This window comes from Burkholderia sp. R-40, assembly GCF_049942845.1.
Taxonomy (GTDB): domain Bacteria; phylum Pseudomonadota; class Gammaproteobacteria; order Burkholderiales; family Burkholderiaceae; genus Burkholderia; species Burkholderia ambifaria.
This window is the reverse complement of the sequence record NZ_CP187968.1, coordinates 1,067,757-1,091,454: the sequence shown is the minus strand read 5'-3', so window position 1 is coordinate 1,091,454 and position 23,698 is coordinate 1,067,757. Positions and strand designations below refer to the sequence as shown.

The following is a 23,698-nucleotide window of genomic DNA, read 5'->3' as shown; positions in this document are numbered from 1 at the left end:
ACCTCACCCCACGGCAGGAATCAAATCAGCGCCGGTTGCAGCGGCGCACGGTGCTCGCGAACCTTGACGATCCGGTATTCATTGCGAAGCCCTTCGTCGGTGATGATCTGCGTTTGACGCAGATCGACGATCAGCACGTCGCCCTTGCCGAAGCGCTCGCCGGCATCGACCTTCGCGATGAACTGCTCGTCGTCCAGTGCGGCAAAGAACGCCGACGTGCCGTCGTGCACGCGCCATTTGTTGCCGTCCTTGAACACGACGGATTCGAGCTTCAGCATCTTGAGCGCGATCGTGTCGGTGACTACTTCGCCGGGATCGTCGCTGCTCGCGAACGTATCGAGTTCGTCGCGCTCGATCGACAATTCGACGGTGTCGTCGCGCACGATGCCGAAGCGGTCGATGCCGTCGCGTTCGAGTGGCGACAGCACTTTCTGCAGGTTCACGCGAATGGCCCGGTTCCGATACAGCCGGACGATGGGTTCATCGACGACGAAGCATTCGTGCTCCGAGATCCAGATCCTGACGTTCGTTCCGTCCGGCTCGGTGCGGTGCGGTTTGCGTCCGCGCAGCGTGCGGATGAGGCCGATGAGGCCGCCGCCTCCGACGATCCCCAGTGCAGCGAGGATCGCCAGCGCGTTGCTGAACGCATTGGCGCTCGGCCCCGCGAACAGATCGCGGATCTGGCTCGCGAGCGACTGCACGAAGATCAGTTCGGCGTGGAACGAGCCGGCCTTGAAGCTGCCCCTGACTTCGAGACGCACCTCGGAGTGTTCGCCATTGAGTTCCTTGTTCGCACATGAGAACAGGTCGGCGATCGCGAGCAGCACCGGCGCGAGGTCGCGCACGTCCATCCGGTGCTCGCCGAGCGCGGGCCCGTCGTAGACGATGTTGAACGGCTGGTGATTGCTCGTGCCGCCGGGCTTTCTCGCGGGACCGGACGCTCTCGCGATCATGCGCGGGCTCCGTGCGTGCAAGTCACGACGACGCCCGGGCGGGCGGTAGGACGCAGAGCGGAGAGGACGCGGGTCGGGCGGACGGGAGAAGTGTTCATGCGCGGGCAAACCGGAGCGGGGTGGAACGCTCAATCTAGCGGGTGGCGGCGCAACGAGAAATCGGACTTGGACGAAATTGCCGAACGGTATGACGTTCGGCCGACGCGGGATTGATATCGCACACATGAAGCATGGCGACAACGCACGCGGGAAGGAGGCGACGCGGACACGGCGGAGAGGGGTACCGGCCCGCGTCGTGACCGCCCGGTTCCGGCCGGGCGGTCAGGGCCTGTCACGAACGCGACAGGCCACGAACCATCAAACAGCCAGGCAGAGGTACTTGATCACGACGTAGTCGTCGATGCCGTAGTGCGAGCCTTCGCGGCCGAGGCCCGACTGCTTGACGCCGCCGAACGGCGCGACTTCGTTCGAGATCAGGCCCGTGTTCACGCCGACCATCCCGTATTCGAGCGCTTCGGCGACCTTCCACACGCGGCCGATGTCGCGACTGAAGAAGTAGGCGGCCAGGCCGAACTCGGTGTCGTTCGCGAGGCGGATCACCTCGTCGTCGCTGCTGAACTTGAACAGCGGCGCGAGCGGCCCGAACGTCTCTTCCTTCGCGACCTTCATCGCCGGCGTGACGCCCGTCAGCACGGTCGGCTCGAAGAAGCCGTGGCCGAGCGCATGGCGCTTGCCGCCCGTCACGACGGTCGCGCCCTTCGCGAGTGCGTCCTCGATGTGCGCCTCGACCTTCAGCACGGCCGCTTCGTTGATCAGCGGACCCTGTGTGACGCCCGGCTCCGTGCCGCGCCCAACCTTCAACTGGCCGACCGCCGCCGCGAGCTTCTGCGCGAACTGGTCGTACACGGCTTCGTGCACGTAGAAGCGGTTCGTGCACACGCACGTCTGGCCGCTGTTGCGGTACTTCGACGCGATCGCGCCCTGCACGGCCGCATCGAGATCGGCATCGTCGAACACGATGAACGGCGCGTTGCCGCCGAGCTCCAGCGACACCTTCTTGACCGTCGCCGCGCATTGCGCCATCAGCAGGCGGCCGACCGGCGTCGAGCCGGTGAACGACAGCTTGCGCACGATCGGGTTCGACGTCAGCTCGCCGCCGATCGCCTTCGGGTCGCCCGTGACGACGCTGAACACGCCGGCCGGCACGCCCGCGCGCTCGGCCAGCACGGCCATCGCGAGCGCGGAGAACGGCGTCGCCTCGGCCGGCTTCACGACGATCGGGCAGCCTGCCGCGAGCGCCGGGCCGACCTTGCGGGTGATCATCGCCGCCGGGAAGTTCCACGGCGTGATCGCCGCGCACACGCCGATCGCTTCCTTCGTCACGACGATGCGCTTGTCGCTCGCCGGCGTCGGGATCGTGTCGCCGTACACGCGCTTGCCTTCTTCCGCGAACCACTCGAGGAACGATGCCGCGTAGCCGATCTCGCCCTTCGCCTCGGCCAGCGACTTGCCCTGCTCGGTGGTCAGGATCAGCGCGAGGTCGTCGGCGTTTTCCATCATCAGGTCGTGCCACTTGCGCAGGATCGCCGCGCGCTCCTTCGCGGTCTTCTTGCGCCACGCCGGCCATGCGGCGTTCGCGGCGTCGATCGCGTGACGCGTCTCGGCCGTGCCCATCGCCGGCACGGTGCCGAGCAGGCCGCCGGTCGCCGGGTTGCGGACTTCGAACGACTCGCCGTTCGCCGCGCCTTGCCATTCGCCGTTGACGTACGCCTGCTGGCGGAACAGCGACGGGTCTTTCAGTGCCAGGGTTTCCTGAACCGTGCTCATATGAATAGCCTGCTTTGAAAAAGACGGATGAAACGGCCGCCGCCGTCATGAAGACGGCGGCGGCGCAATCAATTGAAGAGGGCGGGAGCTCAGGCCGGCACGCCGACCGTCTCCTTCAGCACTTCCTCGAGGATCACGAGCGCTTCGTCGAACACGGCCTGCGGAATGGTCAGCGGGAACAGGAAGCGCACGACGTTCGAGTACACGCCGCATACGAGCAGCAGCAGCCCGCGCTCGAGCGCACGCGCCTGCACGCGCTTCGTGAAGTCGGCGTCCGGCTCGCCCGAACCCGGCTTCAGGAACTCGACCGCGACCATCGCGCCCGGGCCGCGCACGTCGGCGATCTGCGGCACGTCGGCCTGCAGCGCATTCAGCTTCGCCTTCAGCACGTCGCCGAGTTGCGTCGCGCGCTCGCACAGTTTCTCTTCGTCGATGATCTCGAGCACCGCGTGCGCCGATGCGACCGCCAGCGGGTTGCCCGCGTAGGTGCCGCCGAGGCCGCCGGGAGCCGCCGCATCCATCACGTCGGCACGGCCGACGACGCCCGACAGCGGCATGCCGCCCGCGAGGCTCTTCGCCATCGTGATCAGATCGGCCAGCACGTCGTAGTGCTGCATCGCGAACAGCTTGCCGGTGCGGGCGAAGCCCGTTTGCACTTCGTCGGCGATCAGCAGGATGCCGTGTTCGTTACAGATCTTGCGCAGCGCGCGCACGAACTCGGCCGGCGCCGCGTAGAAACCGCCTTCGCCCTGGACCGGTTCGAAGATGATCGCGGCGACGCGCTTCGGATCGATGTCGGCCTTGAACAGCATCTCGATCGCCTTGATCGAGTCGGCCGTGCTCACGCCGTGCAGCGCGTTCGGGTACGGGGCGTGGAACACGTCGCCCGGGAACGGGCCGAAGTTCAGCTTGTACGGGGCGACCTTGCCGGTCAGCGCCATGCCCATCATCGTGCGGCCGTGGAAGCCGCCCGAGAACGCGATGACACCCGGACGGCCGGTCGCGGCGCGTGCGATCTTGATCGCGTTTTCGACGGCTTCGGCGCCGGTCGTGAAGAAGGCCGTCTTTTTCGGGAAGTCGCCCGGCGCGCGTTCGTTGATCTTCTCGGCCAGCTCGACGTACGACGCGTACGGGACGATCTGGTAAGCGGTGTGCGTGAAGCTGTTCAGTTGCTCCGTGATCGCCTTGACGATCTTCGGGTGGCGATGGCCCGTGTTCAGCACCGCGATGCCGGCGGCGAAATCGATGAAGCGGCGGCCTTCGACATCCCACAGCTCCGCATTCTCGGCGCGGGCTGCGTAGAAATCACACATCACGCCGACGCCGCGCGGGGTGGCGGCGTTCTTGCGGGCCTGCAGGTCGGCATTCTTCACGGTCATCTCCTTGATGTCTGTCCGGTGGGATAAAAATCGGCCGCGTTGGCAGCCCATGGAGGCGACTATAATCACATTTGGCTCTGACAATCAGAGCCATTTCAATAAATAATCAGGAGCCAATCATGCGCGCAAGCGTGTTGTCGGACTGGCTGGCGCAGCGCCTCGTGCGTGGCGGCGAACAGCCGATCTACCGACAGCTGCATCGGCTGCTGCAGCAGGCGATCCTGTCGCGCGAACTGCCGGCCGGCACGCGCGTGCCGTCGTCGCGGCTGCTCGCGGCCGAGCTCGGGATCGCCCGCAACACGGTCACGCAGGTTTACGAACAGCTTGCGCTCGAAGGCTATGTGAACTCGGCCACGGGGCGCGGCACCTTCGTCGCCGACAGCGCGCCGGACGAGATCGTCGGCGCACCGCCCGATCCGGCCGCGGGCCCGGCGGTGGTGCCATCGTCGGCGCGGCGGCTGTCCGTGCGCGGCACGCGGCTCGTCGAAGGCGCGGGCGTGTCGAAGCGCCAGGGCGGCGCGTTCATGCCGGGCGTGCCCGATGTGTCGCGCTTTCCGGCGCGCGTGTGGACGCGGCTGCACAACAAGTACTGGCGGCGCCTGCGCCCGGACCTGCTGACCTACGCGCCGGGCGGCGGGCTCGCGCTGTTGCGCGAGGCGCTGGCCGACTACCTGCGCACGTCGCGCTCGGTGCGCTGCACGCCCGAGCAGATCGTGATCACGACCGGCATCCACCAGTCGATCGACCTCGCGGTGCGGCTGCTGACCGATCCGGGCGACGCCATCTGGACCGAGGATCCGTGCTACTGGGGCGTGCGCAGCGTGCTGAACGTGTCGGGGCTGACCACGCGGCCGATTCCGGTCGACGACGAGGGGATCGCGCCATCGGCCGCCGATCTGGCCGAGCCGCCGAAGCTGATGCTCGTCACGCCGTCGCACCAGTATCCGCTCGGGATGGTGATGAGCCTCGCGCGGCGGCGGATGCTGCTCGAATACGCGCGCCAGCACGGCTGCTGGATCATCGAGGACGACTACGACAGCGAATTCCGCTATGGCAGCCGGCCGCTCGCGTCGCTGCAGGGGCTCGATACGGCCGGGCAGGTGATCTACGTCGGCAGTTTCGGCAAGACGCTGTTCCCGGGGCTGCGGGTCGGCTATCTGGTCGCGCCGGAGCCGCTCGCGGAAAGCTTCGCGACCGCGAGCGCCGAGCTGTACCGCGAGGGTCAGCTGCTGCAGCAGGCCGTGCTCGCCGAGTTCATCGCGGAAGGGCACTTCGTGTCGCATATCCGCAAGATGCGCACGCTGTACGGGCAGCGCCGCGAGGTGCTGCTCGATGCGGTCGCGCGCCGCTACGGCGATACGCTGCACGCACTCGGCAGCGACGCCGGGCTGCATCTCGTCACGCAATTGCCCGATGGCGTCGACGATCGCGCGGTCGCGCAGGCCGCGCTCGAACGCAATATCGTCGTGCGGCCGCTGTCCGGCTATTACGCGGATCGCGAACGCGCGGCGTCGGGGTTGCTGCTCGGCTATGCGTGCGTGCCGGAAGACGAAATCGCGACGGCGTTCGCGACGCTCGCCGAGGCGATCGACGAGCGGGCGTTCGGCGAGGTCGTTGCACCGGCTTGACGGGGGCGGTGCGACGGCACTGTCGCGGTGTGGTGCAGGATGTCGAGACGCGGCCGGCGCATGCGTTGCGCGGCGCGCCTGCGCTCGCTCAAAGCCGGATCAGCGCCGCGCCCGCGACCACCAGCGCGCATGCGGCGAGCCGCTGCGCGCCGGGCCGCTCGCGCATCACGAACCAGCCGATCGCGACCGCGAAGATCGAGCTCGTCTCGCGCAGCGCCGACACCGTCGCGACCGGCAGGTGCCGGTACGCGAGGATCACGATGCCGTACGCAGCGAGCGAGATCGTGCCGGCGATCGCGCCCTGCGTGAGCGCGGTGCGCGAACCGAGCACCGCGCGCGGGCCGCCGCGCAGCGCGCAGACCAGCACGAGCTGCGGCACGCTCCACAGCAGGTACACCCACGCGATGTAGCCGAGCGCGCTGCCGGACACGCGCGAGCCGACGCCGTCGCAGATCGAATACGCGGCAATGAACACGCCGGTGAGCAGCGCATACGGCACGCCTTCCCCGGAGAACCTGAAGCCGCGCCGCAGCGCGAGCGACATGATGCCGAACGACACCAGCGCGATACCCGCGAAGCCGAACGGGGTCGGCTGCTCGCGCAGCGCCGCCAGCGCGAGCACCGACACGAGCAGCGGCGAGATCCCGCGCGCGATCGGATAGATCTGGCCGAACTCGCCGTGGCGGTATGCACGCGCGAGCGTGAAACAGTAGGCGACCTCGAGCGCGGCCGACGCGGCGATGTACGGCCACGCGGCGGGCGCCGGCGCGGGCAGCAGCGCGGCGCCCGCCGCGCCGAATGCGAGATACGGCAGCGACATCGTGCCGAGTTGCACGAGCCGGTCCTCGCTGACGTGCAGGAACGCATTCCAGATCGCATGCAGCAGCGCGGAGCACAGCACGAGGCCGATGAAGAGGTGATCCATGAACGAAGATGGGGGCGGGAGCGGCGGGCGCCGTCAATTATGTGGGTATCGGGCGCGCTCGCGCGGAATTGTCGATAATGGAACGTTGTTATTCACCGGATGCCGACGATGACCGAAGCCACCCTTACCCAGCCCGCCGTTCCGCGCCTCACGAGCCTGTCGCACGGGGGCGGCTGCGGCTGCAAGATCGCGCCGGGCGTGCTGTCCGAGCTGCTGAAGCGGGCGACGCCGCCGGCGCTGTTTCCGGATCTGCTGGTCGGCACCGAGACCTCCGACGACGCGGCCGTCTACCGGCTGAACGACGAGCAGGCGATCGTCGCGACGACCGACTTCTTCATGCCGATCGTCGACGATCCGTTCGACTTCGGCCGCATCGCGGCGACCAACGCGCTGTCGGACGTGTACGCGATGGGCGGCAAGCCGATTCTCGCGCTCGCGCTGGTCGGGATGCCGATCAACGTGCTGCCGCACGAGACGATCGCGGCGATCCTGCGCGGCGGTGAATCGGTGTGCGCGGAGGCCGGCATTCCGGTCGCGGGCGGCCATTCGATCGATTCGGTCGAGCCGATCTACGGACTCGCGGCGATCGGCGTCGTGCATCCGTCGCGCGTGAAGCGCAACGCGGCCGCGCGCGCGGGCGACGTGCTCGTGCTCGGCAAGCCGCTCGGCGTCGGCGTGCTGTCGGCCGCGCTGAAGAAGAACCAGCTCGATGCCGCGGGCTACGCGCAGATGGTCGCCACCACCACCAAGCTGAACCGGCCGGGCGCCGAGCTCGCCGCGCTGCCGGGCGTGCACGCGCTGACCGACGTCACGGGCTTCGGGCTGCTTGGCCACACGCTCGAGCTCGCCCGCGGCGCGAACCTCACCGCCCGCGTGCATTACGCGTCGCTGCCGTGGCTCGCGGGCGTCGAGGCGTTCGTCGCCGACGGCGTGTTCACCGGTGCGTCGGGGCGCAACTGGGCCGCGTACGGCACCGATGTCCGGCTCGCCGACGGGCTGCCGCCCGTCGCGCAGGCGCTGCTGACCGATCCGCAGACGTCGGGCGGGCTGCTGGTCGCGTGTGCGCCGGAAGCGGTGGATGACGTGCTCGCCTGCTTCCGCGCCGACGGTTTCGACCGCGCGGCCGTGATCGGCGAGATGGTGGACGGGCCTTCGCGCGTCGACGTTGCCTGACGCCGCATTCACACCGCGGATCATTTTGGCGTGGCTAGAATCGATGCCTTCCGTCGAAGGCATCGAGGACCGGTGAACGATTTCCTGTTCGGGCTGACGATCGCGCTGTCGGTCGGGCCCGTTGCGCTGCTAGGGGTGGCGGTTGTGCAAACACGGCCGCCGGCGTGTCGATAAACCGCATAGTATTCCTGAGTTTGTTTCGTGCAGCGGACGTCGATTGCAGCGCAATTGCGCGCGAATTCCGACGCATGCCGTCATGCGTTGCTCGCGCGTTGCACGCGCATCGCACCGGCACCGCAGCACCGCCCGCCGTTTCGTAGTCGGGTTCCGCATCGCTCAGGCGCGTTCTATACTCGTCGCGCAGTCTCCGACAGCCGTTCTCACCCAACATCCCGAAACAAGGAACGCCGATGCTGACTCGCTCCATCCTTTCCGCCGCCGCCTTCTCGCTCGCGGCCTGTGCGACCGCGCCGTCGATCGCGCAGGACAACCCCGGCAACAACGCGGGCAACGCCGCATTCGCCGAAACCGGTGCACAGGGCCGCCCGGTCAAGGTCATGATCATCACGATGTTCGGTCCGGAGGGCCAGGCGTGGCTCGACCGCATCGGCCCGTGGCGCGACATCGCCGTGCCCGGCCTGTCGCCCGACTACCCGAATGTCCACTGCAACAAGCAGGACGTGTGCGTGGTCACGACCGGCATGGGCTATGCGAACGCGTCGGCGACGATCATGGCGCTCACGTTCTCGCAGCGCTTCGACCTGCGCCGCACGTATTTCCTGATCTCGGGCATCGCGGGCGTCGACCCCGCGCAAGGCACGGTCGGCTCCGCCGCATGGTCGAAATACCTGGTCGATTTCAGCCTGCAGTGGGAGCTCGATGCGCGCGAGATTCCGGCCGGCTGGAACACGGGCTTTCTCGGCATCAACACGAAGAGTCCGAACGACAAGCCGCCGCTCGACTACCGCACCGAAGTGTTCCAGCTCAATCCGCAGCTGACCGACGCCGCGTATGCGCTGTCGCGCAACGTCGTGCTCGCCGACAGCGCGCAGGCCCAGGCCGCGCGCGCGAAGTTCACGTACGCGCCGGCGAACCGGCCGCCGACGGTGATCCAGTGCGACACGTCATCGGGTAACACGTGGTTCTCGGGCACGCTGATCGGCGAGCGCGCGCGCCAGTGGACGAAGATCCTGACCGACGGCAAGGGCACCTACTGCATGACCGCGCAGGAAGACAACGCGACGTTTGAAGCGCTCAAGCGCGCGGCGAGCGTGAAGCGGGTCGACCTGTCGCGCGTCGCGGTGCTGCGCACGGGGTCCGACTTCGACCGGCCGTATGCGGGGCAGACGAGTGCGGACAACCTGCTGAACTACGCGGACCAGGGCGGCTTCGCGCCGGCGACCGAGAACCTGTACCGCGCGGGCAATCCGCTCGTCCAGGACATCGTCACGCACTGGGGCGAGTGGCGTGACGGCGTGCCGCGTCGTTGACGGCAGCACGACGGCATCAGCGAGACGTCGGCGTGGCGGTCAGTGCGACGACTGCGGCGCCGAACGGAACGGCGTCCAGACCGGCGTGGTGTCGTCCCAATGATCGAGCGGCGAAGGAAGTTGATCGTTCATCACAGGCTCCTGCAACTGACTAGCTAATTGACTCACTCATCGCGTGTTCGACAGCGATGTCACGACGCCGCGCACCGGATCATCCGCTGCGCGGCGTTGCACGTTTACCGGCCCCCGCCTGCGAGCTGGTTGCTTTCCGGCATCGAGCGATACGGGCCTTGCGCGAGTTCGAGCCCTTGCGGATACGAATTCGCCTTGCGCAGCCAGGCCAGCGTGCCGTCGCGGCGTGCCTGCGCGACCTCCGCGCTGACTTCGGCGCGGGTGCGCGGACCATTGTTGTGTTGCGTGTACGACGACGCGGTGCCGTAATCGCCGGCTTGCGGGGTGTTCGTATCGGCGAAGGCCGGTGCGGACACGGCGAGTGCGAGGGCGAGCGCGGAAAGAAGATGGCGGCGGTTCATGACGTAACTCCTGTGTTGGTCGGAGTGGCGCGCGGGCGCTGGCTCCGGTCCCGTCAAGCGGGGCTGTTCGATGCGCAACGAGGTGCGCGACAGGGTTTACTCTAGGTGTCCGCCGGGTTGCGATAAATGGCACTGCCGCGAATTGAATTGTCGTCAGCGCGGAACAATCGCATTCCACACGGCCATCAGGGCGGCGAACCGCGCCCCGCAGCCCCATGCCGCAAGGGCGACAGCGGTGCGACGCGTATCGCGCGTGGGCTGATGCGATTGTCCTTGCCGGCGCAAAGGTCTCTTCTGTGCCGCGCATCGAATGCTCGCGCGTCAGACCGCTTCGATCCGGTAGCCGAGCGTGTAGACCGCGCTGAGACGCACGCCGTTCGACGGTTGAAGCGCGAGTTTCGTGCGCAGTCGGTAGATGTGCGTGTCGAGGCTGCGGGACGCGCCGGCCATGTCGCGTCCCCATAGCGAACGGATCAGCGCTTCGCGAGGCATGATGCGGCCGAAATGGCGAAACAGCAGGACCGCGAGTTCGAATTCGCGCGGCGTCAGCTTGACCGGGGTGCCGTTCACCCATATCTCGCGCGCTTTCGTATCGATCCGGTAGATGCCGATGTCCAGCACGTCCTGCTGGATATCGCCGCCCTGATAGGCGCGGCGCAGCAATGCGTTGATGCGCGCCAGCAATTCGAAACGATTGATCGGCTTGATCATGTAGTCGTCGGCGCCCGCCGTGATCGCGGAAAAAACCTCGTTTTCGTGCGCGCGGATCGTCAGGAACAGGATCGGCAGCGTGCCGCCGATCCGCTCGCGTGCCCATTTGAGCACTTCGAAGCCGGACAGGCCCGGTACCTCCCAGTCCAGGATCAGCAGATCGACGACCGTGCGTTCGAGATGGCGGATCGCCTCATGGCCGTTGGCGACGGAATGCACGCTGTGTCCCGCCTCTCCCAGTATCGAATTGATGAGTTCGACATACGTCGTGTCGTCCTCGAGATATAGAACGTGCATGGTGGGTGCACCTATTTGTCGCGTGTGGTGATATCGAGCCGGACGCAACGCGGATAGCGCGGATTCGCGCCCGGCTTGGCGCCGAATGTCGGCCGGCGATCCGCGGCGCATGTTCGCATGGGTCCGATTCGGGAAATTGTCAACAATTCTGAACGCAGCGGCCATGAACATGGAAGCTTCGGATCGAGTGTCGTAGTATTTTAGTAATCCAAATCAATGGGATTCTGGAGGAGTTGCTCGGGGAGGATGGTCATGCTGGTGTACAAGTCGTTCATGGAAAAGAAGGCGCTGCTCGAGGAGCAACTGGTTCGGGAGCGACTCGCGATTGCGACGATGGTGTTGCTCGAAATCCGGCAGTGCATCGAGGAATTCGGATTTGGCGTCAAGGACGTGTTTCCCGCCCAGAGCGGTGCGCCGGGGAAGCGGCGACGGGTGAAATACTTCAACCCGGAAACGGGGCAGGCCTGGTCGGGAGTGGGGCGGGAACCGGTATGGTTGCGCGGTCAGGATCGAGACCGGTTTCTGATCGACTCGGAATCGCATGAGCAACCTGAAGATGAGGAATCCTGATCGTGAAGTCGATAAAAAAACATCGAATGGCCATCGAGGGTGCCCGCGCCGCTTGCCGGGTCGATGCGGCCGCGAATCGTTGGCAATCCAACGCACGGGGGCGGAGAACGGCCGCACGATCGACGGAACCGGAGCGAAAATGGAACCGGTTCCATTCGAGATTACAGTTTCATTATATCAGTTCTCGAAATGGTCACCCCGGTTGCTGCCCCCGGCGCATGGGAAGGGGGCGTCGATGATCGCGGACGTGAACCAGCCGGACGGCGGGGACCTCATGCCTGAGCGCATTTGTGTCGGCGTCGGCGTGACGCGCGAGATCATCGAAGTGTGCGCTTCGTCGATGCGGCTCGTGTTCGGCTACCGGAACGAGACGTTCGGCATCGAATCGTTGACCGATGCGATTGCCGAGTGGTCACCGGCGCTCGTGGTGGTGGAATCGGCCGGTGGCTATGAGTGCGCAGCGGCGTGCGCGTTGCTGGCCGCACGCTTGCCCGTGGCGGTCGTTCACCTGCATCAGGCCCGCGCGTTCATCGCGCGCTCGCTCGACCTGCCGCTCGAGGGGAAAGGGGCCCATGCGCGCATGATGACGGAACTGGCGTGCATACTCGATGACGCGCCGTCGAGCGCCCGGTTTGCCGAGCCGCTTGCCGACCCGCAACTGCAGCATGTCCAGGCGCTGGTGCAGCGCCGGCGGCAACTCGCGCGCACGCTGATGGCGGAATACCAGCTTCTGGCTCGATGCCACCCGAGCGTACGCGGCGGGATCGAGCAGACCATCGCGTTCCTCAGCAACCAGATCGGCGTGGTCGAACGTCACTGTGGACGGCAGGTGCGCGGGCAACGCGTCGGCACGGCGAGGGCGCTCGCGCGGGTGGTGAGGCGGTCCGGCCGCGCCGCGCGCTCGTCAGGCCGGGGCGCGTGCGGATGAAGCGTAAAGGGCAAGCGGAGCGCTTGCCCCGCGTTTGCCCTTTACGCGACCCACTCGTTGATGACCGGCGTGTCGAGCACCGGCGCGCGCTCTGCTTCCTCGAACGTGCGCTTGCTGCACGTCGCGTCGAGGCTGCCCTTGCCGCTCAGCAGCGGGCAGCGGTCAAACACTTCGGCGATCCAGTCGACGAACACGCGCACCTTCGGCGACAGGTGCCGGCTGTGCGGATACACGACCGAGATCGGCATCGGCAGCGGCTTCAGGCCGGGCAGCACTTCCTTGAGCCGGCCGTCGCGCAGGTGCGGCAGCACCATGAACAGCGGCGGCTGGATCAGCCCGAAACCTTCGAGCCCGCACGTCACGTACGCGTCGGCGTCGTTGACCGACACGATCGCGTTCATCTTGACCTCGACTTCCTTGCCGTCGGTCAGGAACGTCCAGTCGATCGTACGGCCCGTGCGGCTCGAGAAGTAATTGACGGCCTTGTGATCGCTCAGATCCTCGATCGTCTGCGGTTCGCCGTACTTCTCCAGATACGCGGGCGCCGCGACCGAAACGCACTCGAACAGGCCGACGCGGCGTGCGACGAGCGACGAGTCCTGCAGCGCACCGACGCGGATCACGCAGTCGACGCCTTCCTGCAGCAGGTCGACCGGCCGGTCGGACAGGCCGAGCTGCAGATCGATGTCCGGATAGCGCGTATGGAATTCGCATAGGGACGGGATCACGAGCAGCCGCCCGATCGAGCCCGGCATGTCGATACGCAACTTTCCGTGCGGCTTGCGATTGTTCGCCTGGAAGCTTGCTTCGGTTTCCTCGACATCGGCGAGGATCCGCACGCACCTTTCGTAGTACGCGGCGCCGTCCGGCGTGAGCGACAGCCGGCGCGTGGTCCGGTGCATCAGGCGCACGCCGAGGAAAGCTTCCAGATTCTGGATGATCGTCGTGACGGACGCCCGCGGCAGGCCGAGCGTTTCTGCTGCCTTGGTGAAGCTGCTTGTATCGACGACGCGAGTAAACACCTGCATGGCCTGAAGCCGGTCCATCACAACCTCCGCAATCTTATGACCGGAACAACAAGGCTGCGCTACCTCATGGGTAAACGCAGCCTGGGATTGTTCGGGGGTGTTGAATTGTGTTGCCGGATTATAGGCATTTATCCCGATGTCTGCCGGACCCAGAATTCGTTCCATCTCGAAATGGATCCTGCATCGTCATGGACGCTTCTGAATTCAGCAAATTCCTGAAAGCCGCATTGCCCGCCGAAGCCAGAGCCGGCGCGGCACTGACGGTCGCGGAGGTGGAAATCCCCGGCTACGCGCAGGACATCTCGCTGCGCCTCTATCGGCGCGCGGACAAGACCGGACTGCCGGTAGTGCTTTACTTCCACGGCGGCGGTTTCGTGCGCGGCTCGCTCGACGACGCCGACTTCGCCGCGCGCTTTTTAGCAGAACGCTTACCAGCTCTCGTAGTGTCGGTCGATTATTCGCTCGCGCCGGCCTTTCCCTTTCCGGCCGCGCCGGAGGATGCGTATCGCGCCGCCGTGTGGGCCGCGACCCGCGCCCGAGCGTTCGGCGGCAATCCGAAGAAGATCGGCGTCGCGGGCCATGACGCGGGCGGCCAGCTCGCCAACTGTCTCGCGTTCATCGCGCGCGATCGCGGCGAAGTGTCGATCGCCGCGCAGGCGCTGTTCGGGCCGATGCTCGACCCGAGCATGACGCGCATCGGCGACGCCGAACGCCTGTCATCCGACATCACCGCGCGCGAATGCGCGGCCTGTTATCGCGCCTATCTGCCGCAGGCGGCGCAGCGCATGCACCCGTATGCGGCGCCGCTCGAATCGGTGCGCCTCGCGGGCCTGCCGCCGACGCTCGTCGTCACCGCGCAGAACGACGTGCTGCACGTCGAAGCGGAGAAATATGCGGGCTGCCTGATTTCGTCGGGCGTGCTCACGCAGGTGATCCGCTACCCGGACGTCACGCACGCGGCGCTCGCGACGCACGAAGCCGCGCTCGAGGAAGCCGTGCGCTTCTTCCAGTGCCGCTTCCAGGCGCGCCAGCCGAACCGTTCCGAATAACCAGACCAATCCACGCTTACTGGAGATCCACATGGCCATCCTACGCACCTCCCGTTCCCGAATCGCCACCGCGGCGATCGTGACGCTCGCCGTCGTCGGCCTCGGCACGTTCGGCGCGATGCGCGTGAGCGCGAACGCGCCCGAAAAGGCGGCGGCGCCGCTGCCCGAAGTCGACGTCGCGACCGTCGTGCCGCAGACCGTCACCGACTGGCAAAGCTATTCGGGCCGCCTCGAGGCGGTCGAGAAAGTCGACGTGCGCCCGCAGGTGTCGGGCACGATCGTCGCGGTGAACTTCAAGGACGGCGCGCTCGTGAAGAAAGGCGACGTGCTGTTCGTGATCGATCCGCGCCCCTACCAGGCGGAAGTCGACCGTGCCGCGGCACAGCTCGCCGGCGCGCAGGCACGCAACGGCTACGCGCAGAGCGACTGGCAGCGCGCGCAGCGGCTGATCGGCGACAACGCGATCGCGAAGCGCGACTACGACGAGAAGCAGAACGCCGCGCGCGAGGCGAGCGCGAACCTGAAGGCCGCCGAAGCCGCGCTGGAAACGGCACGCATCAACCTCGGCTATACGCGGATCACGGCGCCGGTCGCAGGCCGCGTGTCGCGCGCGGAAATCACGCTCGGCAACGTCGTGTCGGCCGGCGCGTCGGCCGCCCCGCTGACGACGCTGGTGTCGGTGTCGCCGATCTACGCATCGTTCGACGCGGACGAGCAGACCTATCTGCAATACATCAACGGCGCGCGCAACGGCCGCAAGGTGCCGGTCGAGCTCGGTCTCGCGAACGAAACCGGCTACTCGCGCAGCGGCGAGATCGATTCGGTCGACAACCGGCTCGACACGTCGTCCGGAACGATCCGCGTGCGCGCACGCTTCGACAATGCCGACGGTGCGCTCGTGCCCGGCCTTTACGCGCGCGTGAAGGTGGGCGGCAGCGCGCCGCACCAGGCGCTGCTCGTGGACGACGCGGCGATCAACACGGACCAGGACAAGAAGTTCGTGTTCGTCGTCGACCAGCAGGGCCGCGTGTCGTATCGCGAAGTGCAGCAGGGGATGCAGCACGGCAACCGGCGCGTCATCGTGAGCGGGCTTTCCGCCGGCGACCGCGTGATCGTGAACGGCACGCAGCGCGTACGACCCGGCGAGCAGGTGAAGCCGCACATGGTCCCGATGACGGGCGGCGATGCGCCGTCCGCGCCGCTCGCGAGCACCGCGAAGCCGGCCGCACCGGCGAAGGCGGATTCGTAAGCGGCCCGCCGCTTCGCTTCCGCGTTCAACCAGACAGAGCAACCCATGAACATTTCCAAATTCTTTATCGACCGGCCGATCTTTGCAGGAGTCCTATCGGTGATCATCCTGCTCGGCGGGGTGATCGCGATGTTCCTGCTGCCGATTTCGGAGTATCCGGAAGTCGTGCCGCCTTCCGTGATCGTGAAGGCGCAATACCCGGGCGCGAACCCGAAAGTGATCGCCGAGACGGTCGCGTCGCCGCTTGAAGAGCAGATCAACGGCGTCGAGGACATGCTCTACATGCAGTCGCAGGCGAACAGCGACGGCAACATGACGATCACCGTCACGTTCAAGCTCGGCACCGATCCGGACAAGGCCACGCAGCTCGTGCAGAACCGCGTGAACCAGGCGCTGCCGCGCCTGCCGGAAGACGTGCAGCGGCTCGGCATCACCACGGTGAAGAGCTCGCCGACGCTGACGATGGTGGTCCACCTGATCTCGCCGGACAACCGCTACGACATGACCTACCTGCGCAACTACGCGCTGATCAACGTGAAGGATCGCCTGTCGCGGATCCAGGGCGTCGGCCAGGTGCAGCTGTGGGGTTCGGGCGACTACGCGATGCGCGTGTGGCTCGATCCGCAGAAGGTCGCGCAGCGCGGGCTGGCCGCCGAGGACGTCGTGCGGTCGATTCGCGAGCAGAACGTGCAGGTCGCGGCTGGCGTGATCGGCGCGTCGCCGTCGTTGCCGGGCACGCCGCTGCAGCTGTCGGTGAACGCGCGCGGCCGTCTGCAGACGGAAGACGAGTTCGGCGACATCGTCGTGAAGACGACGCCGGACGGCGGCGTCACGCACCTGCGCGACATCGCGCGCATCGAGCTCGACGCGTCCGAGTACGGGCTGCGCTCGCTGCTCGACAACAAGCCGGCCGTCGCGATGGCGATCAACCAGTCGCCGGGCGCGAACTCGCTGCAGATCTCCGACGAAGTGCGCAAGACGATGGCCGAGCTGAAGCAGGACATGCCGGCCGGCATCGACTACAAGATCGTCTATGACCCGACGCAGTTCGTGCGTTCGTCGATCAAGGCCGTCGTGCATACGCTGCTCGAGGCGATCGCGCTGGTCGTGATCGTCGTGATCGTGTTCCTGCAGACCTGGCGCGCGTCGCTGATTCCGCTGATCGCGGTGCCGGTGTCGATCATCGGCACGTTCTCGCTGCTGCTCGGCTTCGGCTATTCGATCAACGCGTTGTCGTTGTTCGGGATGGTGCTGGCGATCGGTATCGTGGTCGACGATGCGATCGTGGTGGTCGAGAACGTCGAGCGCAACATCGAAAGCGGGATGAACGCGCGGCAGGCGACCTACAAGGCGATGCAGGAAGTGAGCGGGCCGATCATCGCGATCGCGCTGACGCTCGTCGCCGTGTTCGTGCCGCTCGCGTTCATGTCGGGCCTGACCGGCCAGTTCTACAAGCAGTTCGCGATGACGATCGCGATCTCGACGGTGATCTCGGCGTTCAACTCGCTGACGCTGTCGCCGGCGCTGTCGGCGATCCTGCTGAAGGGGCATGGCGACAAGGAAGACTGGCTCACGCGCGTGATGAACCGCGTGCTCGGCGGGTTCTTCAAGCGCTTCAACAAGGTGTTCCATCGCGGCGCGGAGAACTACGGCCGCGGCGTGCGCGGCGTGCTGTCGCGCAAGACGCTGATGCTCGGCGTGTACCTCGTGCTGGTGGGCGCGACCGTGCTGGTGTCGAAGGTCGTGCCGGGCGGTTTCGTGCCCGCGCAGGACAAGGAATACCTGATCGCGTTCGCGCAGCTGCCGAACGGCGCGTCGCTCGACCGCACCGAGAAGGTGATCCGCGACATGGGCTCGATCGCGTTGAAGCAGCCGGGCGTCGAGAGCGCGGTCGCGTTCCCGGGGCTGTCGGTGAACGGCTTCACGAACAGCTCGAGCGCGGGCATCGTGTTCGTCACGCTCAAGCCGTTCTCGGAACGGCACGGCAAGGCGTTGTCCGCCGGCGCGATCGCGGGTGCGCTGAACCAGCAGTACGGCGCGATCAAGGACTCGTTCGTCGCGGTGTTCCCGCCGCCGCCGGTGCTCGGCCTCGGCACGCTCGGCGGGTTCAAGATGCAGATCGAGGATCGTGGGGCAGTTGGCTACGCGAAGCTGTCGGACGCGACCAACGACTTCATCAAGCGCGCGGAGCAGGCGCCTGAACTGGGCCCGTTGTTTACGAGCTACCAGATCAACGTGCCGCAGCTCAACGTCGATCTCGACCGCGTGAAGGCGAAGCAGCTCGGCGTGCCGGTCACCGACGTGTTCAACACGATGCAGGTGTATCTCGGCTCGCTGTACGTGAACGACTTCAACCGCTTCGGGCGTGTGTACCAGGTGCGCGTGCAGGCCGATGCGCCGTTCCGCCAGCGCGCGGACGACATCCTGCAGCTGAAGACGCGCAACGACAAGGGCGAGATGGTGCCGCTGTCGTCGCTCGTCACGGTGACGCCGACGTTCGGCCCGGAAATGGTCGTGCGCTACAACGGCTACACGGCGGCCGACATCAACGGCGGGCCGGCGCCAGGCTTCTCGTCGGGGCAGGCGCAGGCCGCGGTCGAGCGCATCGCGCATGAAACGCTGCCGCGCGGTGTGCGGTTCGAGTGGACCGACCTCACGTACCAGCAGATCCTGGCGGGCGATTCGGCGATGTGGGTGTTCCCGATCAGCGTGCTGCTCGTGTTCCTGGTGCTCGCGGCGCTGTATGAAAGCCTGACGCTGCCGCTCGCGGTGATCCTGATCGTGCCGATGAGCATTCTGTCGGCGCTCACAGGCGTGTGGCTCACGCAGGGCGACAACAACATCTTCACGCAGATCGGCTTGATGGTGCTGGTGGGGCTGTCGGCGAAGAACGCGATCCTGATCGTCGAATTCGCACGCGAACTGGAGCATGACGGCAGGACGCCGCTCGAGGCCGCGATCGAGGCGAGCCGGCTGCGGCTGCGCCCGATCCTGATGACGTCGATCGCATTCATCATGGGCGTCGTGCCGCTCGTCACGTCGACGGGCGCGGGCTCGGAGATGCGGCATGCGATGGGTATCGCGGTGTTCTTCGGGATGCTCGGCGTGACGCTGTTCGGGCTGATGCTGACGCCGGTGTTCTACGTGGTGCTGCGCACGCTCGCGGGCGGCAAGATCCACGTCGCCGGGAAGGACTCCGCCGGCTATGGCGTGTCGCCGTCGGGCGCGTCGGCTACGGATGCTTGAGGACAACAAGATGGACAACATGTACAACTCGAATGGCCTGATGCGCTTCGCGAAGGTGGCGGCCGCGAGCACCCTGCTCGCGACGCTGCTCGCCGCGTGCGCGGTGGGCCCTGACTACAAGCGCCCGGACGTGTCGACGCCCGCGGCGTTCAAGGAAGCGCCGACGCTCGCGGCCGGCGAACAGGCCGGCACGTGGAAGACCGCCGAACCGGCGGACGGCGAGCATCGCGGCGAATGGTGGAAGGTGTTCGGCGATCCGGTGCTCGACTCGCTCGAGGCGCAGGCGCTCGCCGCGAACCAGAACCTGAAGGCCGCGGCGGCGCGCGTCGAGGAAGCACGTGCGGCGACCCGCACCGCGCGCTCGCAGTGGTTCCCGCAGGTCGGCGCCGGGTTCGGGCCGACGCGCCAGGGGCTGTCGTCGGCGTCGCAGCTCCAGCCGCAGGGCACGGGCCCGACCAACGCGACGCTGTGGCGCGCACAGGGCACGGTGTCTTACGAGGCCGACCTGTTCGGCCGCGTGAGCCGCAATGTCGAGGCGTCGCGCGCCGACCAGGCGCAGAGCGAAGCGCTGTTCCGCTCGGTGCAGCTCGCGCTGCAGGCGGACGTCGCGCAGAACTACTTCGAACTGCGCCAGCTCGACTCGGACCAGGACCTGTACCGCCGCACGGTCGAGCTGCGCGACCAGGCGCTGAAGCTCGTGCAGCGTCGCTTCAACGAAGGCGACATCAGCGAGCTCGACGTGTCGCGCGCGAAGAACGAACTGGCGACCGCGCAGGCCGATGCGGTCGGCGTCGCGCGTCGGCGCGCGGCGTCCGAGCATGCGCTCGCGATCCTGCTCGGCAAGGCGCCCGCGGACTTCGCGTTCAAGGAAACGCCGATCGTGCCGGTCGCGGTGAAGGTACCGGCAGGACTGCCGTCCGCGCTGCTCGAACGGCGCCCGGACGTGTCGGCGGCCGAGCGCGCGATGGCGGCGGCGAACGCGCGGATCGGCCTCGCGAAGTCGGCGTATTTCCCGAAGCTCGATATCACGGGCGCGTTCGGGTATGAGGCGTCGACGCTCGGCAACCTGTTCCTGTGGTCGAGCCGCACGTTCCTGCTCGGACCGTTCGCCGGTACCGCGCTGACGCTGCCGCTGTTCGACGGCGGGCGGCGTGCGGCCGGCGTGCAGCAGGCGCGCGCGCAATACGACGAGCAGGTCGCGAACTACCGGCAGCAGGTGCTCGTCGCGTTCCGCGAGGTCGAGGACAACCTCGCCGATCTGCGTCTGCTCGACGACCAGATTCGCGCGCAGGATGCGGCCGTCAACGCGTCGCGCCGAGCGGCGACGCTGTCGCGTACGCAGTATCAGGAAGGCGAAGTCGCCTATCTCGACGTGATCGACAGCGAGCGGTCGGTGCTGCAGTCGCAATTGCAGGCGAACCAGCTGACCGGTGCGCAGGCCGTGTCGACCGTGAACCTGATTCGCGCGTTGGGCGGCGGGTGGGGGAATGCACCGGCGCCGACGGCGGTGGGTGATGCGGCGACGGGCAAGGCGGAGGTGGCTGCGCGCTGAGCTTGAACGGCGAGCGATTCATCGCTCGTCAGCCGCGAATCGAAGAACCCCGGCATGCAGGCCCAGGCCTGCGTGACCGGGGTTTTTTCATGGTGTGCCGGGTTTATACCGCAACTAACGGTCAGGTTCATCCAGCGCCTGCGGACGGGGCGTGCGGCGGTGTCCCGCCGCACGCCCCGATCAGACTGCGTGGCCTTCAGCCCGCAACGCCCGCACCAGCTCGCTCGCCGCCTTGCCAAGCCCCGTGTGCTTCGGCCGCCGCAGATACACCGGCAGCAGCAGCCCGTTGCGGATATTCGCGAACACGAGCGGCGCAAGCTCGCCGGCGTCGACGTATCGGCCGATCGTCGATTCGGGCAGGTTGGCCCAGCCGTGGCCGGCCTTGACCAACGCGATCGCGGTCGCCATGTCGGTCACCTTCCACGTGCGATTGCCGATCACGGGCCGCACGTCGGTGACCGGCCGCTCCGGATCGGCGATCACGATCTGCCGGAACCCCGACAACCGCTCGATCGCCTCCGGCTGCGCGGCTTCGGCGATCGCCGGATGTCCCGGCGCGGCAACGGCAATCAACGTCTCGGTCCACAGCGCGTGGATCTGTTCCTGCGGATGGAGATCGAGCCCGCCGTACGCGACGCACAGATCGACGGCGCCGCGATGCAGCGCGTCGACGATCGCGTCCTGCGGCGCGGTGACGATGCTGATCGCGAGCGCCGGATACTTCGCGGCGACGGCGCTCAGCGCGCGCGCAACGGGTGCGCCGTCGAGCTCCGCCGCGAGCCCGAGCCGCAGCGTGTCCTCGACGCCTTCCGACAGATGCTGCGCATGCGCGCGCAGCGCCTGCAGCCGTTCGGCGATCGACCGCGCGTCGGGCAGCAGCGCGGCCATCGCGGCGGTCGGCGTCGGCTCGCGCGTGCCGCGATCGAACAGCACGAGGTCCAGCTCGGCCTCGAGATTCGCGATCGCCATGCTGACGGCCGACGGCGTGCGGCCGAGCGCACGCGCGGCTGCCGAGAACGAGCCCTTGTCGATGACGGTCAGCAGCATGTCGATGTGGTCGCTGGTCAGCACGTGCGGCCTCCTGTCAGAAAAATTGAAAGGACCTGACTTTTGCGGGCGAAGTGCCCGCTGTAGTCTCGCCACCTGGTTCGATACGAAGGTGATGGGTCATGCAAGGATGGAAGAGACGCATAGTCTACGTCGTGATGTTCGAGGTGCTCGGCATCCTCGTCGCGTCGTCGGTACTCGGCATGCTGAGCGGCGCGAGCGCGGCGACGAGCGGCCTGCTCGGCGTGATGATCTCGACGACGGGCGTCACCGTCAATTTCCTCTACAACTTCGGCTTCGAGGCGTGGGAGCGGCGGCGTGCGGAAACCACGCGCACCGTCGGGCGGCGCATCGTGCATGCGATCGGATTCCAGGTCGCGCTCGTGACGTTCCTGATCCCGCTGATCGCGTGGTGGCTCGACGTGTCGCTGCTGCAGGCGTTCCTGTACGACGCGGTACTGATCGTGTTCTTCCCGATCTTCACGTTCGTGTACAACTGGTCGTTCGACAGCGTGTTCGGATTGCCGGATGCGGTGACGCGCAAGGCCGAGCCGATCGCGTAACGCATGGGAACGCGAAGCGGTGCGGGAGCCCGCGTCGTTTCGCGTCGAAAGAGAAGGGGAGTAGCGGGCGGAACGAATGCCGCCCGAGCGCGTTACGCGGCGACGAACTCGTGCACGAAACGGTTGAACACCGCGGGGCTTGCCGCGTTCATCCCGTGCGACGCACCGGCGACGGTCTGCCGTTGCGCATCGCCGATCCACTGCGACAGCGTGTCGACGTTGTTGCGGAACATCTTCGGGCTGCGCTGGCCGTCGATCAGCAGCGTGCGGCACGCGATATCCGACGCCGCGTGCTGCGAATACGCGGGCAGCGGATCGCGCAGCTGCTTCGGCAGCGTGCTCGCGTTGTCGATCGCCATCGTGCGAAAGCGCGACGTGCTCTTCTTCCATGCGCCCGGCAGGCTCACCGAGTCGACGAACATCTCGAGGCCGGCTTCCACTTCACCTTGCCCGATCAGGTTCACGGCCTTCGTGCGCAGCGCGATCGCGGCGGCCGGCAGCGCGGCTTCGCGCACGCCCGGCTGTTGCAGCGGGCCGCCCGGATCGGCGAGCGTGAGCGACTCGACGAGGTGCGGATGCTGGCGCGCGACGTTGAACGCGACGCTGCCGCCACGCGAATGGCCGACGAGATGCACGGGGCCGAGATCGAGTGCGTCGATGAATTCGGCGAGCTCGTCGACGTGGTTCTGCCAGCTGAACTCGTCCTGGATGCCCGCTTCGACGGCCGGCCAGTAGTGGCTCAGGCTCGGCGCGATGCAGCGGTAGTGTGCCGACAGCGATGCGAGTTGCGGATCCCAGTAGCGGTAGTCGCACAACGATCCGTGCACGAACACCATCGGCGCGCCGCTGCCCCGCTCGACATACGGCAGGCTGATGCCCGACGAAAGCGTCGCAAATTGCAGGTCCGGGTTCGCGAGCACCGACGGCTCGATTCGCATGTTCATGGCTGAAAGACTCAAAGGTGCGTCAACACGACGCAACTATGCATCACGGCGACCTGCAAGGAAAACGCATAATTTTCATCGCGACGATCAATTTTATTGATGGCTCGGCTGAAAAACCCTTGTCGCAGCGTGGGGATGTATCGAAGCCTTCAATCATCTGACGATTCGTTTCGCTGCCGAACGCGCGTGCGAACGCCTGCGCACACGCGCATCGGAGGGGCAGAAGGAAAAAGGGGAAAGGCCGCCGAACGCGGCCCCCAGATCACCGCACCGCCAGCGCGGGCGCGGTCTGAAGCTCGACGGGCAGATCGTTGTCGGCGGCGAACTGCATCGCGAAGTCGAATGCATCGGCACAGACGGTGCGCAATTCGTCCGACACGAACAGGCATTTGGCGCCGCCGTCGACGACCGGCATCGCGAGCCGCGACAGCGCGCACGGATAGCCGGGCCGCCGTTCGCCGACGAACAGCGTGATGACGCCCGCGAGCCGTTCGGGCCAGTCGCTCGGGCGGAAGGTTTTCTGCGCGCGGGTGATGCCGCGGATCAGGTGGCCGTTGATGCGGCCGCGTTCGGAGATGTCGATGCGATCCATGCCGTTGTGCGTAT

General features: G+C 66.9%; 20 protein-coding genes. 10 read left to right on the top strand and 10 right to left on the bottom strand.

All coding sequences use genetic code 11. The annotated features are described in order from the left end of the window. Positions 1-20 precede the first annotated feature (20 nt). From ACP26O_RS21280 to ACP26O_RS21270, 3 genes are all read right to left on the bottom strand, one after another. Entirely contained in the window at positions 21-953 is a 933-nt protein-coding gene (locus ACP26O_RS21280; protein WP_175666450.1) for a hypothetical protein, read from the bottom strand. 357 nt (positions 954-1,310) lie between these two features. Next, entirely contained in the window at positions 1,311-2,780 is a 1,470-nt protein-coding gene (gabD, locus tag ACP26O_RS21275) for an NADP-dependent succinate-semialdehyde dehydrogenase (protein WP_011659667.1), read from the bottom strand. Between the two features lie 89 nt (positions 2,781-2,869). Further along, positions 2,870-4,159 (bottom strand): 4-aminobutyrate--2-oxoglutarate transaminase, encoded by a 1,290-nt coding sequence (locus tag ACP26O_RS21270; RefSeq protein ID WP_175666451.1) that lies wholly within the window; start codon positions 4,157-4,159, stop codon positions 2,870-2,872. A 119-nt stretch (positions 4,160-4,278) separates the two neighbouring features. Here ACP26O_RS21270 and ACP26O_RS21265 point away from each other — a divergent pair, with 119 nt between their 5' ends. Beyond that, positions 4,279-5,787, top strand: a complete 1,509-nt coding sequence (locus ACP26O_RS21265) for a PLP-dependent aminotransferase family protein (protein ID WP_175666452.1) — start codon at positions 4,279-4,281, stop codon at positions 5,785-5,787. 88 nt (positions 5,788-5,875) lie between these two features. Here ACP26O_RS21265 and ACP26O_RS21260 read toward each other — a convergent pair whose 3' ends face one another. Next, a complete protein-coding gene (locus ACP26O_RS21260) occupies positions 5,876-6,712 on the bottom strand; it encodes a DMT family transporter (RefSeq protein WP_175666453.1) in 837 nt (278 codons plus the stop codon). Between the two features lie 108 nt (positions 6,713-6,820). On the opposite strand from ACP26O_RS21260, the gene selD reads away from it, so the two are divergent. Together selD and ACP26O_RS21250 are read left to right on the top strand one after the other, a co-directional pair. Beyond that, positions 6,821-7,885, top strand: coding sequence for a selenide, water dikinase SelD (gene selD / locus ACP26O_RS21255; RefSeq protein WP_175666454.1), 1,065 nt, complete (start codon positions 6,821-6,823; stop codon positions 7,883-7,885). 410 nt (positions 7,886-8,295) lie between these two features. After that, positions 8,296-9,375 (top strand): purine-nucleoside phosphorylase, encoded by a 1,080-nt coding sequence (locus tag ACP26O_RS21250; protein ID WP_011659661.1) that lies wholly within the window; start codon positions 8,296-8,298, stop codon positions 9,373-9,375. 236 nt (positions 9,376-9,611) lie between these two features. Here ACP26O_RS21250 and ACP26O_RS21245 read toward each other — a convergent pair whose 3' ends face one another. After that, the gene (locus tag ACP26O_RS21245; RefSeq protein ID WP_175666455.1) at positions 9,612-9,908 is read right to left on the bottom strand and encodes a DUF4148 domain-containing protein; all 297 of its coding nucleotides are present in this window, start codon (positions 9,906-9,908) and stop codon (positions 9,612-9,614) included. A gap of 321 nt (positions 9,909-10,229) precedes the next feature. Then, entirely contained in the window at positions 10,230-10,916 is a 687-nt protein-coding gene (locus ACP26O_RS21240; protein WP_175666456.1) for a response regulator transcription factor, read from the bottom strand. 252 nt (positions 10,917-11,168) lie between these two features. Between ACP26O_RS21240 and ACP26O_RS21235 the strand changes: the two genes are divergently transcribed. Together ACP26O_RS21235 and ACP26O_RS21230 are read left to right on the top strand one after the other, a co-directional pair. Continuing rightward, positions 11,169-11,486 carry an H-NS family nucleoid-associated regulatory protein gene (locus ACP26O_RS21235; RefSeq protein ID WP_011659658.1) on the top strand — a complete coding sequence of 106 codons (318 nt, stop codon included), beginning with the start codon at positions 11,169-11,171 and terminating at the stop codon, positions 11,484-11,486. Then, positions 11,458-12,414, top strand: a complete 957-nt coding sequence (locus tag ACP26O_RS21230; protein ID WP_175666457.1) for a hypothetical protein — start codon at positions 11,458-11,460, stop codon at positions 12,412-12,414. The genes ACP26O_RS21235 and ACP26O_RS21230 overlap by 29 nt, the downstream gene beginning before the upstream one ends. A 41-nt stretch (positions 12,415-12,455) precedes the next feature. Here ACP26O_RS21230 and ceoR read toward each other — a convergent pair whose 3' ends face one another. Continuing rightward, positions 12,456-13,460, bottom strand: a complete 1,005-nt coding sequence (ceoR, locus tag ACP26O_RS21225; protein WP_006750356.1) for a putative multidrug efflux transcriptional regulator CeoR — start codon at positions 13,458-13,460, stop codon at positions 12,456-12,458. A gap of 170 nt (positions 13,461-13,630) precedes the next feature. Here ceoR and ACP26O_RS21220 point away from each other — a divergent pair, with 170 nt between their 5' ends. Genes ACP26O_RS21220 through opcM form a run of 4 tightly spaced genes read left to right on the top strand, consistent with a single transcriptional unit; the run spans position 13,631 to position 20,538 of the window. Continuing rightward, positions 13,631-14,491, top strand: coding sequence for an alpha/beta hydrolase (locus ACP26O_RS21220; protein ID WP_011659656.1), 861 nt, complete (start codon positions 13,631-13,633; stop codon positions 14,489-14,491). Positions 14,492-14,522: 31 nt separating this feature from the next. Continuing rightward, a complete protein-coding gene (gene ceoA / locus ACP26O_RS21215) occupies positions 14,523-15,740 on the top strand; it encodes a multidrug efflux RND transporter periplasmic adaptor subunit CeoA (protein WP_105830484.1) in 1,218 nt (405 codons plus the stop codon). Positions 15,741-15,785: 45 nt separating this feature from the next. After that, entirely contained in the window at positions 15,786-18,986 is a 3,201-nt protein-coding gene (ceoB, locus tag ACP26O_RS21210; RefSeq protein WP_175666458.1) for a multidrug efflux RND transporter permease subunit CeoB, read from the top strand. A gap of 10 nt (positions 18,987-18,996) precedes the next feature. Then, positions 18,997-20,538 carry a multidrug efflux transporter outer membrane subunit OpcM gene (gene opcM, locus ACP26O_RS21205; RefSeq protein ID WP_175666459.1) on the top strand — a complete coding sequence of 514 codons (1,542 nt, stop codon included), beginning with the start codon at positions 18,997-18,999 and terminating at the stop codon, positions 20,536-20,538. A gap of 180 nt (positions 20,539-20,718) precedes the next feature. Here opcM and ACP26O_RS21200 read toward each other — a convergent pair whose 3' ends face one another. Then, positions 20,719-21,609 (bottom strand): LysR family transcriptional regulator, encoded by an 891-nt coding sequence (locus ACP26O_RS21200; protein WP_175666460.1) that lies wholly within the window; start codon positions 21,607-21,609, stop codon positions 20,719-20,721. 98 nt (positions 21,610-21,707) lie between these two features. Here ACP26O_RS21200 and ACP26O_RS21195 point away from each other — a divergent pair, with 98 nt between their 5' ends. Then, on the top strand, positions 21,708-22,148 hold the full coding sequence (locus tag ACP26O_RS21195) for a PACE efflux transporter (protein WP_175666461.1): 441 nt from the start codon (positions 21,708-21,710) through the stop codon (positions 22,146-22,148). 92 nt (positions 22,149-22,240) lie between these two features. Here ACP26O_RS21195 and ACP26O_RS21190 read toward each other — a convergent pair whose 3' ends face one another. Together ACP26O_RS21190 and ACP26O_RS21185 are read right to left on the bottom strand one after the other, a co-directional pair. Next, positions 22,241-23,092 (bottom strand): alpha/beta fold hydrolase, encoded by an 852-nt coding sequence (locus ACP26O_RS21190; RefSeq protein ID WP_011659650.1) that lies wholly within the window; start codon positions 23,090-23,092, stop codon positions 22,241-22,243. Between the two features lie 262 nt (positions 23,093-23,354). Further along, positions 23,355-23,684, bottom strand: coding sequence for a DUF3579 domain-containing protein (locus ACP26O_RS21185; protein WP_175666462.1), 330 nt, complete (start codon positions 23,682-23,684; stop codon positions 23,355-23,357). Positions 23,685-23,698: the final 14 nt, after the last annotated feature.

Coding starts and splice junctions, on each gene's coding strand:
- ACP26O_RS21280 (WP_175666450.1), bottom strand. CDS start 953: ATGATCGCGAGAGCGTCCGGTCCCGCGAGAAAGCCCGGCGGCACGAGC.
- gabD (WP_011659667.1), bottom strand. CDS start 2,780: ATGAGCACGGTTCAGGAAACCCTGGCACTGAAAGACCCGTCGCTGTTC.
- ACP26O_RS21270 (WP_175666451.1), bottom strand. CDS start 4,159: ATGACCGTGAAGAATGCCGACCTGCAGGCCCGCAAGAACGCCGCCACC.
- ACP26O_RS21265 (WP_175666452.1), top strand. CDS start 4,279: ATGCGCGCAAGCGTGTTGTCGGACTGGCTGGCGCAGCGCCTCGTGCGT.
- ACP26O_RS21260 (WP_175666453.1), bottom strand. CDS start 6,712: ATGGATCACCTCTTCATCGGCCTCGTGCTGTGCTCCGCGCTGCTGCAT.
- selD (WP_175666454.1), top strand. CDS start 6,821: ATGACCGAAGCCACCCTTACCCAGCCCGCCGTTCCGCGCCTCACGAGC.
- ACP26O_RS21250 (WP_011659661.1), top strand. CDS start 8,296: ATGCTGACTCGCTCCATCCTTTCCGCCGCCGCCTTCTCGCTCGCGGCC.
- ACP26O_RS21245 (WP_175666455.1), bottom strand. CDS start 9,908: ATGAACCGCCGCCATCTTCTTTCCGCGCTCGCCCTCGCACTCGCCGTG.
- ACP26O_RS21240 (WP_175666456.1), bottom strand. CDS start 10,916: ATGCACGTTCTATATCTCGAGGACGACACGACGTATGTCGAACTCATC.
- ACP26O_RS21235 (WP_011659658.1), top strand. CDS start 11,169: ATGCTGGTGTACAAGTCGTTCATGGAAAAGAAGGCGCTGCTCGAGGAG.
- ACP26O_RS21230 (WP_175666457.1), top strand. CDS start 11,458: ATGAGCAACCTGAAGATGAGGAATCCTGATCGTGAAGTCGATAAAAAA.
- ceoR (WP_006750356.1), bottom strand. CDS start 13,460: ATGGACCGGCTTCAGGCCATGCAGGTGTTTACTCGCGTCGTCGATACA.
- ACP26O_RS21220 (WP_011659656.1), top strand. CDS start 13,631: ATGGACGCTTCTGAATTCAGCAAATTCCTGAAAGCCGCATTGCCCGCC.
- ceoA (WP_105830484.1), top strand. CDS start 14,523: ATGGCCATCCTACGCACCTCCCGTTCCCGAATCGCCACCGCGGCGATC.
- ceoB (WP_175666458.1), top strand. CDS start 15,786: ATGAACATTTCCAAATTCTTTATCGACCGGCCGATCTTTGCAGGAGTC.
- opcM (WP_175666459.1), top strand. CDS start 18,997: ATGGACAACATGTACAACTCGAATGGCCTGATGCGCTTCGCGAAGGTG.
- ACP26O_RS21195 (WP_175666461.1), top strand. CDS start 21,708: ATGCAAGGATGGAAGAGACGCATAGTCTACGTCGTGATGTTCGAGGTG.
- ACP26O_RS21190 (WP_011659650.1), bottom strand. CDS start 23,092: ATGAACATGCGAATCGAGCCGTCGGTGCTCGCGAACCCGGACCTGCAA.
- ACP26O_RS21185 (WP_175666462.1), bottom strand. CDS start 23,684: ATGGATCGCATCGACATCTCCGAACGCGGCCGCATCAACGGCCACCTG.